12 protein-coding genes are annotated in these 15558 nt (G+C 68.8%); 2 read left to right on the top strand and 10 right to left on the bottom strand.

From position 1 onward, the window contains the following. The 5 genes from AC2ITM_RS22690 to AC2ITM_RS22670 all read right to left on the bottom strand — a co-directional run bounded on the left by AC2ITM_RS22690 (position 1) and on the right by AC2ITM_RS22670 (position 7020). The gene (locus AC2ITM_RS22690) at positions 1–1071 is read right to left on the bottom strand and encodes a FecCD family ABC transporter permease (RefSeq protein ID WP_486470483.1); all 1071 of its coding nucleotides are present in this window, start codon (positions 1069–1071) and stop codon (positions 1–3) included. 3 nt (positions 1072–1074) lie between these two features. Further along, the gene (locus tag AC2ITM_RS22685; protein ID WP_486470482.1) at positions 1075–1923 is read right to left on the bottom strand and encodes a heme/hemin ABC transporter substrate-binding protein; all 849 of its coding nucleotides are present in this window, start codon (positions 1921–1923) and stop codon (positions 1075–1077) included. Next, positions 1920–2975 (bottom strand): hemin-degrading factor, encoded by a 1056-nt coding sequence (locus tag AC2ITM_RS22680; RefSeq protein WP_486470481.1) that lies wholly within the window; start codon positions 2973–2975, stop codon positions 1920–1922. The genes AC2ITM_RS22685 and AC2ITM_RS22680 overlap by 4 nt, the downstream gene beginning before the upstream one ends. A gap of 414 nt (positions 2976–3389) precedes the next feature. Continuing rightward, positions 3390–5438 carry an ATP-dependent helicase gene (locus tag AC2ITM_RS22675; protein ID WP_486470480.1) on the bottom strand — a complete coding sequence of 683 codons (2049 nt, stop codon included), beginning with the start codon at positions 5436–5438 and terminating at the stop codon, positions 3390–3392. Between the two features lie 385 nt (positions 5439–5823). After that, the gene (locus AC2ITM_RS22670; RefSeq protein ID WP_486470479.1) at positions 5824–7020 is read right to left on the bottom strand and encodes an MFS transporter; all 1197 of its coding nucleotides are present in this window, start codon (positions 7018–7020) and stop codon (positions 5824–5826) included. A gap of 100 nt (positions 7021–7120) precedes the next feature. On the opposite strand from AC2ITM_RS22670, the gene AC2ITM_RS22665 reads away from it, so the two are divergent. Both AC2ITM_RS22665 and AC2ITM_RS22660 read left to right on the top strand, forming a co-directional pair. Further along, complete coding sequence (locus AC2ITM_RS22665) at positions 7121–8002, top strand: LysR family transcriptional regulator (RefSeq protein ID WP_486470478.1); 882 nt, start codon at positions 7121–7123, stop codon at positions 8000–8002. 342 nt (positions 8003–8344) lie between these two features. Beyond that, the gene (locus tag AC2ITM_RS22660; protein ID WP_486470477.1) at positions 8345–9565 is read left to right on the top strand and encodes a M20/M25/M40 family metallo-hydrolase; all 1221 of its coding nucleotides are present in this window, start codon (positions 8345–8347) and stop codon (positions 9563–9565) included. A gap of 103 nt (positions 9566–9668) precedes the next feature. Here the strand turns inward: AC2ITM_RS22660 and AC2ITM_RS22655 are convergent, their stop codons facing one another. The 5 genes from AC2ITM_RS22655 to AC2ITM_RS22635 all read right to left on the bottom strand — a co-directional run bounded on the left by AC2ITM_RS22655 (position 9669) and on the right by AC2ITM_RS22635 (position 15534). Beyond that, positions 9669–10520, bottom strand: coding sequence for a DMT family transporter (locus AC2ITM_RS22655; protein ID WP_486470476.1), 852 nt, complete (start codon positions 10518–10520; stop codon positions 9669–9671). A gap of 99 nt (positions 10521–10619) precedes the next feature. Further along, positions 10620–12059: a sulfatase family protein gene (locus AC2ITM_RS22650; RefSeq protein ID WP_486470475.1), complete on the bottom strand. Its 1440-nt coding sequence runs from the start codon at positions 12057–12059 to the stop codon at positions 10620–10622. Between the two features lie 24 nt (positions 12060–12083). Beyond that, positions 12084–13712, bottom strand: a complete 1629-nt coding sequence (locus AC2ITM_RS22645) for an ABC transporter ATP-binding protein (protein ID WP_486470474.1) — start codon at positions 13710–13712, stop codon at positions 12084–12086. Between the two features lie 38 nt (positions 13713–13750). Beyond that, complete coding sequence (locus AC2ITM_RS22640; RefSeq protein WP_486470473.1) at positions 13751–14578, bottom strand: ABC transporter permease; 828 nt, start codon at positions 14576–14578, stop codon at positions 13751–13753. After that, the gene (locus AC2ITM_RS22635; protein WP_486470472.1) at positions 14578–15534 is read right to left on the bottom strand and encodes an ABC transporter permease; all 957 of its coding nucleotides are present in this window, start codon (positions 15532–15534) and stop codon (positions 14578–14580) included. Before AC2ITM_RS22635 ends, AC2ITM_RS22640 begins: the two co-directional genes overlap by 1 nt. Between the last annotated feature and the right edge of the window lie 24 nt (positions 15535–15558).

Raw genomic sequence — 15558 nt, 5'->3', positions numbered from 1 at the left:
TCAGATGTCCAGAAGGGCGCGGTTGCGCAGCAGGATCCACAGGAAGAACGGCCCGCCGAGGGTCGCGGTGACGATGCCGATGGGCAGTTCCGCCGGCGCCACGACCACGCGCGAGATCATGTCGGCCGCGATCAGCGTGACCGCCCCCAGCAGCGCCGCATTGGGCAGAAGCTGGCGGTGTTCCGGCCCCTGCACCAGCCGCAGCAGATGCGGCACCACGATGCCGACAAAGCCGATGCCACCGGTCATCGCCACCGATGCCCCGCCCGAGGCCGCAACCGTCAGGATGGCCAGCCGCTTCATCCGCTGGGTGTCGATGCCCATGTGGGTGGCGACGGCCTCGCCCAGGGCCAGCGCATCGAGGGCGCGCGCCAGCAGCGGGGCCGCAAGCAGCCCGAGCGCAATGATCGGCCCCGCGACCCACAGCCTGGCCCAGGTGGCGCCGCCGACGGATCCCATGCTCCAGAATGTCAGGTCGCGCAGCTGGCTGTCGTTGGCGCGGTAGACCAGCAGGCCCGTCAGCGCGCCGGTCAGCGCCGCCAGCGCGATCCCCGCCAGCAGCATCGTCGCGACCGAGGTCCGCCCGCCCCGCGTCGCGATGGCATAAAGCAGCAGCGTCGCCCCCCAGCCGCCCGCGAAGGCCGCGACCGGCACCAGCGCGCCGCCCAGCCCCGCCAGCAGCGCGCCCGGCAGCAGCCCGCCCAGCACGATCGCCAGCACTGCCCCCAATGCCGCCCCCGCCGAGACACCAACCAGCCCGGGATCGGCCAGCGGGTTCCGGAACAGGCCCTGCATCACCGCCCCCGAGACCGCCAGCGCCGCCCCCACCAGCGCCGCCGTCAGCACCCGCGGCAGGCGGATGTCCCAGACGATGGTGCTGTCGCGCAGGCTGGCCTGGGCCAGACCGAACCGGGCAAGAAGGGCGCCCGCCACATCGGTATCGCCCGCAGCCCCCCAGCCCAGCCCCAGCAGCATCATCACGGCCAGGGCCGCGATCAGGCCAAGGCGCAGGGCGCGGGCGCGGCTTCGACGGTCGCCGGTGGCGGCGCGGGGGGCAGAAAGGACAGCCATGGCCTAGCCCTGCCCGAGGGCTGCGTGCAGCGCCTCGGCAAAGCCCGCGGTCCGGGGGCCAAAGCCAAGCGCCGCCGGATCGACCCGGATGATGCGTTTCGCCGCCCCCGCGGCCGTGCGGGTGATGGCGGGCAGGGCCAGCACGGTGGCATCCGCCACGTCGATCTGCGCCGATCCGATCGGCGTCATCATCACGATCACCTCGGGGTCGGCGGCGATGACGGCCTCGTCCGTGACGGTGCGATAGCCGTCATAGGCCCGGCCCATGACGTTGATGCCGCCAGCCAGCCGGATGATCCCGTCGGCCCCGGTATCGCCGCCCGCCACGTTCAGCCGCCCGCCCTGATCCGACAGGATGAACATCACCCGCGGATGCGGACCCTCCTTGACCTGCTGCGCCAGCGCATCGAAACGGGCCTGTTCCTCGGCCGCCAGGACCTCGGCGCGGGCAGGGGTGCCGATGGCCGCGCCGATGGCGCGGATCTGGGCCAGGACGCTGGCGGCGGTAAAGCCGTCATGGACCTCGACCAGGGGCACGCGGGCGCCCTTCAGCTGATCCAGCGCCGTCGCGGGCCCGGCGCCATCGCGTGTGATCACAAGGTCCGGCCCCACCGACAGCACCCCCTCGGCCGAGAGCTGGCGCATGTAGCCCACATCGGGCAGCGCCAGCGCGGCCTGCGGATAGCGAGAGGTCGTGTCGCGCGCGATCACCCGATCCCCGGCGCCAAGCGCGAACAGCGTTTCCGTGACCGAACCGCCGATGGCGACGATGTGCCGGGCCTCGGGATAGCTTTCGGCCCCCGCCGCGACCGGCAGAAGGCTGACCAGCAGGGCAAGGGCCGCGGATCTCATTCGGCGGCCTCGCGCAGCGACGGGATGGCATCGAGGATACCGTGCCAGGTGGCCAGATCATCGGCATCATCATGGCGCTGACCGAAGCACTGGAAGATCAGATCCCCGGCGGGATCGAAGGCCTCGATCGAGACTGCGGGGCCACGTTTCGTGGGTTTTTCAACCACATAGACCTCGGCCAGGTGGTCGGCCCGCAGGTGCAGGTTGAAGGCCGGGTCCAGCACGTTCAGCCAGGGGCCCATCGGCTTGATATTGTCGAGCGTCCCCCAGTGGATCTGGATATGGCCGCGGTTGCCGACGAACAGGATCACCTTCTGATGCGCATCCGAGGTCGCCTGCAGCCACTCTGCCACCGCACCGGGCGCCACGCGGCGCGCGAAGGGCGCGCCCGCCAGCCGGTATGCGCCCAGACGGTTCATCCCCAGCTTGGTGCAGATGCGGTTGAACTGATGGGTGTCGGTCATGCCCTGCCATTCCGACACCAGGATGTCGCGCTTGGCGGGCACGGATTTCGCGCCTTCCGGGCCGGGGGCGGTTTCGGGTGTGATCACATCCGACTGGTCATCCAGGCGCAGCAGCGAAACCACATCGTCCCAGGCCTCCAGGTCCGAGCCCTCGCGCAGGTAGATCTTTTGCAGCGCCTCGCCATAGAGGTCGAAGAACTGCAACGAGCGGCGCGGGCCCTTGTCGGTCTCTTCGGTCACGGCAAAGCCGTAGGTCCAGAATTTCGGGAAGATGCGGGTGTCGATCTCCTTGCCCAGCACCAGCGCCGCATTGGCGCCCGAGCGGTAGTCGCCGAAGGTGCCGATGCGTTCATGCACGCAGGAGGCATTGCGGGTCAGGGTCATCACCCGGCCCAGCCGCCCCATCAGCGGCATCACGTCATCGGGCTGGGCCTTGATGCGGAGGACGCTGAAGGGGGCGGGCTGGCCGGTATGGGCCGCGACCAGCGCCGCTTCGGTGATGTTGAGGGCCTGTGCCAGATCGCGCGCACGCAGGGTGCTGTCGCGGCGGGCCAGGCGGATCTGTTCGGGGGTAAGAACGGGGGTCATCGTGCAGACTTTCGCAGAAGAAGGGGACCCGCTCCGCCGATGCGGGGCAGGGGGACGGCGGTCCGCGACGGGCCAGGTCGGGACGATGGTCCTGAAAGGGGGGCATGGGGGGCGACAGGGTCGCGCGCCTCGCCTGATGAGCGATCGCTGAGCAGCATGGGAAACCCGGGGGGACAAGGGAAAAGCGCGATGCTTGCTGCCGGCACGGGGAGCTTGCTGCTGACCCCTTGGTATAATTCCTGATTTCTTCAGTCAAGATTATCCCGGGCGTGACGTCAGGACCACCCCGGCGCCATCATCCCGCGTGGCACGGCAAGAGGGCCGTTGTTTCAAGGGCTTCTGATCCGAAATCGGGAACGGAAAAACAGCACCTCACGCTGTCGTGAGTGCGCATTTTCTGGCATATCGCCCGGATCAGTCCCACATCTGGCGCATCTTGGCGGCAATATCGATGGCGGCCGGGGCGCCGGGGACCGTGCCCGCAACCGGGGTGGGCGCCCAGTGGGCGACCTCGAACCGATCCAGGATCGCGGCTGGCAGAAAGCGCGAGCGCATCGCATAGACATGCCGGTCGCCGTTGCGGGTCTGCTGCGTCACGTAAAACCGCAGCGGCACCCCCAGCGTCAGCTGGTCCTTGGCGCGCGTCATCGCGACATAGAGCAGGCGGCGCTCTTCCTCGATCTCGGCGGTGGTGCCGGTGCCCAGATCCGAGGGGATGCAGCCATCGACCACGTTCAGCAGATAGACCGATTTCCACTCCTGCCCCTTGGCGGAATGGATGGTCGACAGGATCAGATAGTCGTCATCCTTCAGCGGCACGCCCGCGCGGTCGCTGGTGGCATCGGGGGGATCCAGGGTCAGTTCGGTCAGGAAGGCCTCGGCCGAGGGGTAGCCATGGGCGATCTGTTCCAGCTGCAGCAGATCGGCGCGGCGGGCCTCGGCATCCTCGTGCAGGCGGGTCAGGTGCGGTTCGTACCAGTCGCGGGCCAGGGCCAGGGCGGCGGGCCAGGGCGCCTGGGTGGCAAGGGCCGCGACGAAGGCGGGCCAGTCGTCACCGGCGCGCGGCGGGGCCGCGACATCGGGCAGGGCGGCGCGGGGATCGGGGGCCAGATCCAGCGCATCGAGGATCCGTCCGGCGGCCTTCGGCCCCACCCCGGGGATCAGCTGCAGCACCCGGAACCCCGCCACCCGGTCGCGCGGATTGCGCATCAGCCGCAGGAAGGACAGCAGGTCCTTCACATGGGCGCTGTCGAGGAACTTGAGCCCGCCGAACTTGACGAAGGGCACGTTGCGGCGCGTCAGCTCGGCCTCAAGCTGGGCGGAATGGCTGGAGGTGCGGAACAGCACCGCCTGCTCCTTCAGCGCCACGCCCGCCTCTCGGTCGTCAAGGATCCGGTCGACCATGAAACGGGCCTGCTCGGCCTCGGTGTTGGTGGTGATCAGCCGCGGCTTGCCGCCCGCGGTCCGCGCGCTCCAGAGGTCCTTGGCATAGCGTTCCCGGGCGCGGGCGATGACCGCATTCGAGGCCGCCAGGATGGGCGCGCTGGACCGGTAGTTGCGCGACAGCGTGATCACCTGCGCCGGCGGATCGAAGGCCTGCGGGAAATCCAGGATGTTGCGCACGGTGGCGGCGCGGAAGGCATAGATCGACTGGGCGTCGTCGCCCACCACCGTCAGGCCGCGGCCATCGGGCTTCAGCGCCATCAGGATGCGGGCCTGCAGGCGGTTGGTGTCCTGGTATTCGTCGATCAGCACATGGTCCCACTGCCCGCCGATATGGGCGGCGAAATCGGCATCTGACATGACCTGTGCCCAGGCCAGCAACAGGTCGTCGTAATCCAGCACGTTCTGCGCCTGCTTGGCCGCGACATAGGCGGAGAACAGGCGCTTCAGCTCGGCCTCCCAGGTGGCGCACCAGGGGAAGTGGTCGCGCAGCACGATGGCAAGGGGCTCTTCGGCATTGATGGCGCGGGAATAGATCGACAGGCAGGTGCCCTTGGCGGGAAAGCGCTTTTCGGTCTGGTTCAGCCCCAGGCCATGACGGCACAGGTTCATCAGATCGGCGCTGTCCTCGCGGTCGTGGATCGAGAATTCCGGCGACAGGCCGATCGACAGGGCGTGCTCGCGCAGGATGCGGGCGCCGATGGCGTGGAAGGTGCCGGCCCAGTTCAGCGCCTCGGGGGCGATGCCGGTGCCGAAGGCGCGCGCGGTGATGCGTTCGACCCGCTGCGCCAGCTCCCGCGCGGCCCGGCGCGAGAAGGTCATCAGCAGGATGCGCTGCGGATCGGCCCCCTGCACCAGCAGATGCGCCACCCGATGCGCCAGCGTCCCCGTCTTGCCTGACCCCGCCCCCGCGATCACCAGCAGCGGCGGCGGCGGAACTGCGCCCTCCAGCCCGAAGACGGCGGCGGCCCGCTGTTCGGGGTTCAGCCCGTCCAGATATGATCCCACGGAGTCGCGCATGTCTGGTCCTTCCCTGTCGGACACAACGTAACCAAATCGGAACACAAGGGGAACCTGCGATCTGCCCCTTTCCGCAGCCGTCGTTCCGGCAGGCGCAACTGCCCAAAAGTGCCGCATTTGTGAAGATTGGACGAAATTTTCTGAACTGGCGCGTTCAGTGCGTGACAATTCCCCGAATGTGGCCGAAGACGCGCGGGACACGTCGCGATCCGGCCCTGAAAGGTCGGGATCGCACCGGTTTCCGGACAGGCCGCAGGGGGACACGCCCCGGCCCGCTCCGCACCCGATGCGTCTGCCGTATCTCCTTCCCGGGCCGCTGCGAGGCTCGGACCGGTGGCGCAAAACTGTCCGGTCGGCTCCTGCGGAACCGGCCGGACTTTTTCCGTCAGGCGATGAAGGGCAGGCGCGGTTTCAGCGCCAGGGCGGCGGCGGCGGCAAGGCCCAGCAGCACGATCACCACCCACCAGCCATCGGCCTGCCAGGCCAGCGCGGCGGCAATGCCCGACAGGCTGGCGCCGGTGTAGAAGAAGATCTGATACAGCGCCGTTGCCTGGCCACGGTTGCGCGTCACGCTGCGCCCGACGGTCGAGGTGGCGATGGAATGGGCGCCGAAAAAGCCCATGGTGAACATCAGCGTGCCCAGGCAGACGACCGGCAGCGACGGCACCAGGCACAGCGCCAGCCCCGCCAGCACCACCGAGATGAAGAGGACCGAGGCCCGCCCCGCCCCGATCCGCCCGCTCAACCGTCCGGCGGCGACGGCGGCATAGCTGGAAGGCAGGAAGACGATCGACACCATGCCCACGGCGACCTGGCTCAGGCCATAGGCGGGCTCCAGCAGGTGAAAGCCGATGGTGTTGAAGAAGCCCACGAAGCAGAACATCAGCAGGAAGCCCTGGCCATAGGCGCGCCGCAGCACCGGCTGGCGCAGGTGGTCGGCATAGCCCGCGAACAGGCCGCCCCGGCCGCGCTCGGACGGGTGGAAATGGCGCGCCTTCGGCAGCCACAGCAGCAAGAGCGCCGCCGAGAACAGCGCGAACAGGCCGATCGCCACCATGATCACCCGCCAGCCGTAGCTGTCGACCGTGGCGCCCGCCAGCATCCTTGCGATCATGCCGCCGACCGAATTGCCCGCCAGCACGTAGCCCACGGCGCGGCCGACGCTTTCGCTGGCGATCTCCTCGGCCAGCCAGGTCAGGATGACCGAGGTCACGCCCCCCAGCATCAGCCCCATGACGAAGCGGATCACCAGGAACATCGTCCAGTCCCGCGCGCAGGCCAGCGCCAGCATCAGCACCGCCGTCACCAGCGTCGAGGCAAGAATCACCGGCTTGCGCCCAAGCGCATCCGACACCGTCCCCACCACGAACAGCCCGATCAGCAGACCCAGCGTCGACAGGCTGAGGCTAAGGCCCGCCTGCGCGGGCGTGATGGCGAAATCGGTCACGAAGACCGGCAGCAGCGGCTGCACCACGTAAAGCGACGAGAACGCCGTCGCCCCGCACAGCACCAGCGCCATGCAGACGCGGGAAAATCCGGCCTGGCCGTGGTGGATGGAAATGTCGGTGCTGGCGGTGCTCATGGCCTGGGGTCCCGGGGATCAATGTTGCCTTGCAGATACCGCTTTCGTATCAATCGCGAAAATACAATGATGGCAACATATCTATAACAGGATTGCATGGATGGATCTTTCCCGGCTGCAGACCTTCCTGCAGGTGGCGCAAAGCGGATCGCTGACGGCGGCCTCGGTGGCGCTGCGCATCGCGCAACCGGCACTGTCGCGGCAGATCCGCCTGCTGGAGGACGAAGTGGGCCAGCAGCTGTTCGTGCGCTCGCGCGCGGGGATGGCGCTGACACCGGCGGGGGTGCTGCTGCGGCAGAAGGTGGGCGGGCTGCTGCGCCAGCTGGAACAGGGGTTCGAGGACGTGCGCGGCCTTGAGGACGTGCCGCAGGGGCGGGTGACGGTGGGGCTGGTGCCCTCGGCGGCGGCGATCCTGGCGCGGCCCTTATTCATCGCTGTCGCCGAGCGCTATCCGCAGATCCGTCTGGCGGTGGCCGAGGGCTATACCCGCCACCTGCACGACTGGCTGCATTCCGGCGAGGTCGACCTGGCGCTGGCCTACCGCAGCCCGCTGCTGCGCCTTCCAGCCGAGACGCTGCTGACGGAAGAGCTGATGCTGGTGGGCCCGGAGCTGCCGGGAAGCAGGGTGACGGTCTCGGCGCTGGAGGGCATGCGGCTGGTGCTGCCGAGCGCCGAAAACGGCCTGCGGACGCTGATCGACGGCGCCGCACAGGCGCGCGGTGTCGAGCTGCAGGTGGTGGCCGAGGCGAGCTCGTTCCTGCTGGTGCTGCAGCTGGTGCAGGCCGGTTTGGGCAGTTCGATCCTGCCGCGCTCGACCCTGGCGCATTTCCGGCCCGAAGGCTTGCAGGTGGCCACCCTGGAGCCCGGCCTGCGACGCGAGATCCAGCTGGTATCGGGACGCGGGGCGGAAGGCGGAACCGGGCGGGCCGTGCTGGCGGTGCGGCCCATCCTGGAAGAGATGACGCGGACTCTGCTGAGCTGAATGGCGGGGCGGTGGCGGGCCGGACGACAGTGCATATTTGGGGAAAGATGAAAGCAGCCGGGCCCGATCCGGGGATGCGGGGGCGGTTTGCAACATTTGCTATCGCCCTGGCTGCCTGTCGCGGAAATGGCCGTGAAAATCGCGGATTTTCATTCCCTTGCCGGCCCCGGCACGCGAGGAAGAGAGGACCAGGGCGGGGGCTGGCCGAAGGGCATCCCGAGGCGCGAGGGCCCGGCCTGTCCTGCGTGGCCTCTACGGCCCGGGCTGCGCCCCTGTTCACGACGCGGCGCCACTGACGGCGCAGATCCAATGCAAGAGGACGGCCCCAGGGCCGGACGGACCATGACAGACACCGATCTTCTTCCCGACACCGCAGCCCTGCGCGCCGCACTGGCGCATCTGGAGGCCACCCATGAGCGCTTTGTCGAGGACATCGTCGCGCTGACCGAGATCCCGGCGCCCCCCTTCGCCGAAGCCGCCCGGGCCGCAGCCTTTGCGCAGATGCTGCGCGCCGAGGGTCTGACGCCCGAGATCGACGGCATCGGCAATGTCTGCGCCCTGCGTCGCGGCACCGCCCCCGAAGGCGGCCCGTTGATCGTCGCCTCGGCGCATCTCGACACCGTCTTTCCGGCCGGCACGGATGTCACCGTGCGGCGCGAAGGGTCGATCCTGCGGGCGCCGGGGATCGGCGACGACACCCGGGGGCTGGCCAGCCTGCTGGCCTATCTGCGGGCCCTGAATGCGGGCGGCGTGGAGACCGCGATGGATATCCTTTTCGTTGCCGATGTCGGCGAAGAGGGGCTGGGGGATCTGCGCGGCATGCGCCACCTGTTCCACGACGGGGCCTGGAAGGACCGCATCGCCGGCTTCTTCACCTTCGACGGTATCGAGACCGAGGATCTGACCATCGGCGCCATTGGCTCTCTGCGGCACCGGGTGGTGCTGCGCGGCCCCGGCGGCCACAGCCTGGGGGATTTCGGTCGACCGAACCCGGCCTATGCGCTTGGCAGCGTGCTGACCGGCATGGCGGCGCTGCAGGTGCCCCAGACACCGCGCAGTTCGTTTTGCGCCAGCACCCTGTCGGGCGGGACCTCGATCAATGCCATCCCCGAGGAGGTCGCCCTGGGTGTCGATCTGCGCTCGGGTGACGGGGAGGTGCTGGCCCGCCTCGACGACGCCCTGCGGGCGCTGGTGACCAGGGCCGTCGATGCCGAGAACCGCCGCTGCGGCACCGCCCATGGCGCCGTCAGCGCCGAGATCATCCCCCTGGGTGCGCGTCCCGCCGGATCCACCCCGCCGGACGCCTGGATCGTGCAGGCCAGCCTGGCCGCGATCCGCTCGGAAGGGTTCACACCGGTGACGGATGCCTCTTCGACCGATGCCAACATCCCGATGTCGCTGGGCATTCCGGCGGTAAAGTTCTCTCATGGTGGTGCCGGTGGCGGCGCGCACACGCTGGAGGAATGGATCGACGTGGCCCCCGAACTGTCGCTGCGCGGTCAGCGGGCGGCGCTGCGGGCGCTGGTCGCGGTGGCCGGTCTGGCCGAAGCAGCGGCCACCTGAGACGCCGTGCCGCCGTCAGCAGCCTTCGGAGCCGGGCCGCAGACGGCGCGACGGAACCGGCCCGCCCTGTGCGGAGCCGGTATTCACAACATAATGTGGATTATCAGATATCCCGACGCCGCCGCGGCGGAGCCAGGCCCGCGGCGATCCCCCCAAGGATCATCAGCGCCGCCAGCATCGCCGGGGCTCGGATCGGCTCGTCCAGCATCAGCGCCGCCAGCACCAGCGCCAGAACCGGCACCGACAGCTGTGCCAGTGACGCCCGTGCCACGCCCAGACGCGGCAGCAGTGCATACCACAACACATAACCCAGGGCCGATGTGCCCGCCCCCGACACCACCGCCAGCGCGATGCCCTGACGGTTGAACGTCCCCCCGTCGGGATGCAGCAAGGCCACCACCAGCACCAGCGGCAACGCCCCGGCGAAATTCCAGGCCGAAGCTGCCACCGGGTCACGCACCCCGCGTCCACGCAGTGAATAAAGGCCCCAGCCCACCGCAGCGCCGGCCATTGTCAGCAGTGGCACCAGCCCGCCCGGGGCACCGGGACGCACCAGCACCGCCAGCCCCGCCATCGACAGCGCCATGCCCAGCCAGCGCCGCAGCGGCGGACGTTCGCCCTGCGCGACGGCCCCGGTGAACATCGTCAGCTGCACGCCGCCGAACAACACCAGCGCGCCCAGCCCGGCATCCATCGCAACATAGGCCTGGGAAAAGCCGGTCATGTAAAGCGCCAGTCCCAGCACCGCCGGAAGGTCGGGACGCGGGCCGCGCGGCAGACCGCGGTTGCGCAGCGCCAGAAGCGCCATCAGCATCGCCGTCCCCGCCAGCATCCGCACTGCGGCAAAGCCCGCGGGCCCGATGCTGCCATCCGACAGCGCCTGGCGGTTCAGCAGCGAATTCGCCGCGAAGGCCAGCATCGCCAGCGCCGTCAGCGGGACCAGACCCCTGCGCATCGCCTGCCCTCCCGCATGCGGCGGCCCCGGATCGGGCCGCGTCCGCGCCAGTTTACGCCGGATGATCGGCCTTTCAACCCAAGGATGCAGGCCGGCGCGTCAGGCGCGGGGCGGCGGCGTGGCCCCGGGGGATCCGACCTTCAGCGCCGCCTCGCGTCCGCCGTAGGAGGCCACCAGCGCATCCTGATCCTCGAAGGCCATGGCATCGACCTCGGCCGGATTGCAGATCGCGTGCAGCGCGGCATAAAGCTCGGCGCGCTTGTCCTGGGCTTCGGGGGCGAAGGCCAGGTTGCGGACCTCGCCGGGATCGGTGTTCAGATCGAAGATCTCGGGCGGGAAGCCCTGGTAATGGATCAGCTTCCAGCCCCCCTTCTGCACCATGTACCCACCCGACACCGCCCCCACCGCGTGATATTCGCTGAAGACGACGCGCTCGGGGTCGGCAGGCTGCGCGATCAGCCGGTAGAGCGATACGCCCGGGCGATGCCCCTCGGGCGCTAGGCCGAAATGGTCCAGGATCGTCTCGGAAATATCCAGCAGCGTCGCCGGGGTCTGGCAAAGCTGGCCCTGCGGCAGGCCCGGCCCCGCCACGATCAACGGCACCGAGACGCTTTCGCGGTAGAAATTCGCCTTGCCCCACAGCCCGCGTGTCCCGACATTGTCGCCATGGTCGCTGCTGTAGATGATCGTGGTGCGCGCGCTCAGGCCCGTGGCCTCCAGCGTGTCAAGGATCCGGCCGATGTTGTGATCCAGATAGCTGCACAGCCCGTAGTAGACGCGGCGTGCCAGCTGGCGCTCGGCCTCGTCGCGCATGCCGTCATCGCCGATGAAGGCCGCGTCCTGCAGCGCCACCCAGGGGTGCTGCACATAGCCATCGCGCGGATGCAGCCGCAGCGGCGGCAGCGCGCCTTCGGGATAAAGGTCCAGGAAGGCCTGTGGCACGATCAGCGGAAAATGCGGCGCCACCAATCCGACATAGAGGCACCAGGGATCGGGACGCCCCGCGGCCTCGGCCAGCCAGTCGCAGGCCCGTTCGGTGACCCGGGCATCATATTCGGTATAGGGGCTGTCGCCGGGGCCGATGTAATCGCCCAGCATCCGGGTGCTGCGCTGTTCGCGCCGTTCGCCGGCGCGCCGGACCGACCCGTAGACCATGCCATGGCCGCCCGCCACATGCATCGGCAGGTGCTGGGCGTCAAAGCCGGTGTCGTCGGTGGTGTTGCGGTAATGCAGCTTGCCGATGCTCTCGACCCGGATGCCGGCGGCCTGCAGGGCATGGCCCCAGCCGCGCGGCGTCCCGGTATAGGGCATGGCATTGTCCCACAGCCGGATGTCCTGCACGCGACGGCCGGTGGCGAAGGCGGCGCGGGCGGGCACGCAGATCGGGCAGGGCGTGATCGCCTCGGCAAAGCGCACGCCGCGGGCCGCCAGCCGGTCGAGGTTCGGGGTATGCACCCGCACATCCCCCTGCGCGATGCCCATCGCGGTGATCGCATGTTCGTCCGACAGCAGGACCAGCAGGTTTCCCGGTGCAGTCATCTTGGTGTCCTCTCGCCTTGCGTCTCAGGTGCCGGTGCGGGTCTGGAAATCCGGGCGCACGCGGGTGATCCAGTCGGGATCCATCTCCGGGGCGGCCTCGACCAGGGTGCGGGTATAGGCCTCTTGCGGCGCATCGAGCACATCGCCCACCGGCCCGTGGTTGACCACCGCCCCCTGCCGCATGACGACGACGGTATCGGCGATCTCGCGCACGGTGGCCATGTCATGGGTGATGAAGATCATCGACAGGCCCAGGTCCTCTTTCAGGCGCCGCAGGATCCGCAGCACCCCCGCCGCCACCAGCTGGTCCAGCGCCGAGGTGACCTCGTCGCAGATCAGCAGCTCGGGTTCGGCGGCCAGCGCCCGGGCGATGGCGACCCGCTGCTTTTCGCCCCCCGACAGCTGGTGGGGATAGCGGCGGGCATAGTCCTCGGGCAGCTCCAGCAGGCGCAGCAGCTCGGCCACACGGGCCTTCTGCGCACCGCCCTTCAGGCCACGGAACTTCTCCAGCGGGCGGCCGATGATGGTGCCGACGCGCTGCGCCCCGTTCAGCGCCAGGTCCGGCAGCTGATGCACCAGCTGGATGCGCTGCAGCACCTCGGGCCGGCGGTTTTCCAGCTTAGGCAACAGCTGCTGGCCGTCAAAGACCATCGCCCCGTTCGACGGCGGCAACAGCCCCATGACCGAGCGCGTCAGCGTCGACTTGCCCGAGCCGCTTTCGCCCACGATGGCCACGGTTTCGCCACGGTGCACATGCACGGTCACATCGCGCAGCACCTGCTTGCCACCCGAGGCATAGCTGGCGGTGATGTTGTCGAGCCGCAGCAGCGCCTTCGCGCCTGCCGCCGCAACAAAGGGGGCAGCGCGTTCGGTCTTTACCCCGGCCAGAAGGGCGCGGGTATAGTCCTGCTGCGGCGCCGCCAGCAATTGCCGGGTCGGTGCGCTTTCCACCACCGCGCCATGGCGCATGACCATGATGCGGTCGGCGATCTGCGCCACCAGCGCCAGGTCATGGGTGATGTAAAGCGCCGCCGCCCCTGACCGCGTCAGCGCCCGCTTGACGCAGCCCAGCACGTCCAGCTGCGTGGTCACATCCAGCGCGGTGGTCGGTTCATCGAAGATCAGCAGATCCGGGTCGGTCGCCATGGCCATGGCGATCATCGCCCGCTGCAACTGGCCGCCCGACAGCTGGTGGGGATAGCGGTTGCCGATGCTCTCGGGGTCGGGCAGGCCCAGCTCGGCATAAAGAGCGGCGGCCTTGCGGGCAATGTCGCGGCGCTTCATCCGGCTGCGCATCCGCAGCACCTCGGCGAACTGGTCCCCGATGGTATGGGCCGGGTTGAAATGGCTGGCGGCCGATTGCGCCACGTAGGCCACCCTCATGCCGCGCATCTTTTCCTGCACATGCACCGGGGCGCCCAGCATCTCGGTGCCATCCAGATGCACCGTCCCGCCCGAGAACCGCCCGCCCTTGCGCACATATCCCAGGGCCGCCAGACCGATGGTCGACTTGCCGGCGCCGCTTTCGCCGATCACGCCCAGGATCTCGCCCCGGTGCAGATCGAGCGAGACGCCGTGCAGGATCTCGGACCAGGTGCCGTCCTTTTCGACCTCGATGCGCAGGCCTTCGATCTGCAGAAGCGGCTGGGTCATGGGCGGGATCCTGATCGGGGTGACGGGGGTGGGGCGGCTCATCGGATCTTGTCCGTGGCTGCATCCGAGACGAAGTTCATGGCGATCGCCATGCAGGCGATGACACCTGCCGGGAAGAAGGGGGCCAGCACCCCGAAGGTCAGCGCCGGCGCATTGTCACGCACCATCGAGCCCAGATCGGCAATGGGCGGCTGCACCCCCAGCCCCAGGAAGCTGAGCGAGGCGATGAACAGGAAGATGAAGCAGAACCGCAGGCCGAATTCGGTGACCAGAGGCCGGATCACGTTGGGCAGGATTTCCCGGGTCATCAGCCACAGCTTGCTTTCACCGCGCAGCCGGGCGGTTTCGAAGAATTCCAGCGCCGTGATGTTCATGCCGGTCAGCCGCGACAGGCGATAGACGCGGGTGGCCTCGATCACGGCGATGACCAGGATCAGCACCGGGGTCGAGGGGCCGGTCGCGGTGATCACCAGCAGCGTCAGGATCAGCGAGGGGATGGCGATGATCAGATCGACCAGCCGCGACAGGATCATGTCGACCTTGCCCCGGGCGATGGCCGCCCAGAACCCCAGGAAGATGCCCAGGACAAAGCACAGCACCGTCGCCGCCAGCGCCACCAGCATCGTGTTGCGGGTGCCGTACAGCAACCGGCTGAGCAGGTCGCGCCCCAGCTGGTCGGCGCCCAGAATCATGCCCTTGTGCTCGGATGTGGCGGTCCAGAACGGGCCGGACCAGGCCGATCCGATGATATCCTGGGGATCGAAGGGCGCGGTCAGGGGCGCTGCGAAGGCCGCCAGCAGCCACAGCCCGACCAGGGCGATGAAAAGGATGCGCAGGCCGGACAGAAGACGGGGAAGAAGGGGCATCAGCGCGGGAACCTCAGGCGGGGATTGAAGGCGATGGCCAGCACGTCGGCCACGGTATTGAGGAACAGATAGAGGGCCGCGAAGATCAGGCAGGCCGCCTGCACCAGCGGCAGGTCGCGCTGTGACACGCTGTCGATCAGCAGCTGGCCCAGCCCCGGGTAGACAAAGATCACCTCGACCACCACGACGCCGACGATCAGATAGGCCAGGTTCAGCACGATGACGTTGATGATCGGCGCCATGGCATTGGGCAGCGCATGGCGCAGCACCCGGCGGCGCATCGGCACGCCCTTCATTTCCGCCATGGCCATGTAGGGGCTGTCCAGCACATCGATCAGCGCCGCCCGGATCATCCGCATCATATGCGCCACCACCGAGAACGACAGGGTGATCGCGGGCAGGATCAGCACGTCGATGCGCTCGGCCAGGGTGGGGTTTTGCGGCAGGGTGGCGATCGGCGGGAAGATCTGGAAATGCAGCGCGAACCAGGCCACCAGCGTATAGGCCACGAAGAATTCCGGCATCGAGATCGCCCCCAGCGTCACCACCGAGGCCGCGCGGTCAAAGAAACTGCCGCGCCACAGCGCCGAGCCGATGCCCAGTACCAGCGCCAGCGGCACCGAAATCAGCGCCCCCATCCCCGCCAGGAACAGGGTATTGTAAAGACGGAAGGAAATCGCCTGCATCACCGGCTCTCCCGAGCCAAGGGAGGTGCCGAAATCGCCATGCAGCACGCCCCAGGCCCATTGGCCGTAGCGGAAGATGGCGGGCTGATCCAGGCCCAGCTTGTGACGCATCGCCTCGAGCGCCTGCGCCGAGGCATTGGACCCCAGGATCGCCCGGGCAATGTCGCCCGGCAGCATGTCCACGGCGAAGAAGATGACGGCCGAGATCACGACCAGCATCAGGATGCTGAGGATCAGGCGCTGCAGGATGGTCTTGGCAAGGACGCTCAACGGGGGCTCCGGGCAGTCGGGGGA

It is taken from the genome of Pseudooceanicola sp. NS-SX9 (genome assembly GCF_057380705.1).
This window is presented reverse-complemented; position numbering and strand designations above follow the sequence as displayed.

What these genes read in the sequence shown, in the direction of transcription:
- AC2ITM_RS22685 (WP_486470482.1), bottom strand. Translation starts at nt 1,923, where the DNA reads ATGAGATCCGCGGCCCTTGCCCTGCTGGTCAGCCTTCTGCCGGTCGCG.
- AC2ITM_RS22645 (WP_486470474.1), bottom strand. Translation starts at nt 13,712, where the DNA reads ATGACCCAGCCGCTTCTGCAGATCGAAGGCCTGCGCATCGAGGTCGAA.
- AC2ITM_RS22670 (WP_486470479.1), bottom strand. Translation starts at nt 7,020, where the DNA reads ATGAGCACCGCCAGCACCGACATTTCCATCCACCACGGCCAGGCCGGA.
- AC2ITM_RS22665 (WP_486470478.1), top strand. Translation starts at nt 7,121, where the DNA reads ATGGATCTTTCCCGGCTGCAGACCTTCCTGCAGGTGGCGCAAAGCGGA.
- AC2ITM_RS22675 (WP_486470480.1), bottom strand. Translation starts at nt 5,438, where the DNA reads ATGCGCGACTCCGTGGGATCATATCTGGACGGGCTGAACCCCGAACAG.
- AC2ITM_RS22680 (WP_486470481.1), bottom strand. Translation starts at nt 2,975, where the DNA reads ATGACCCCCGTTCTTACCCCCGAACAGATCCGCCTGGCCCGCCGCGAC.
- AC2ITM_RS22690 (WP_486470483.1), bottom strand. Translation starts at nt 1,071, where the DNA reads ATGGCTGTCCTTTCTGCCCCCCGCGCCGCCACCGGCGACCGTCGAAGC.
- AC2ITM_RS22660 (WP_486470477.1), top strand. Translation starts at nt 8,345, where the DNA reads ATGACAGACACCGATCTTCTTCCCGACACCGCAGCCCTGCGCGCCGCA.
- AC2ITM_RS22655 (WP_486470476.1), bottom strand. Translation starts at nt 10,520, where the DNA reads ATGCGCAGGGGTCTGGTCCCGCTGACGGCGCTGGCGATGCTGGCCTTC.
- AC2ITM_RS22640 (WP_486470473.1), bottom strand. Translation starts at nt 14,578, where the DNA reads ATGCCCCTTCTTCCCCGTCTTCTGTCCGGCCTGCGCATCCTTTTCATC.
- AC2ITM_RS22650 (WP_486470475.1), bottom strand. Translation starts at nt 12,059, where the DNA reads ATGACTGCACCGGGAAACCTGCTGGTCCTGCTGTCGGACGAACATGCG.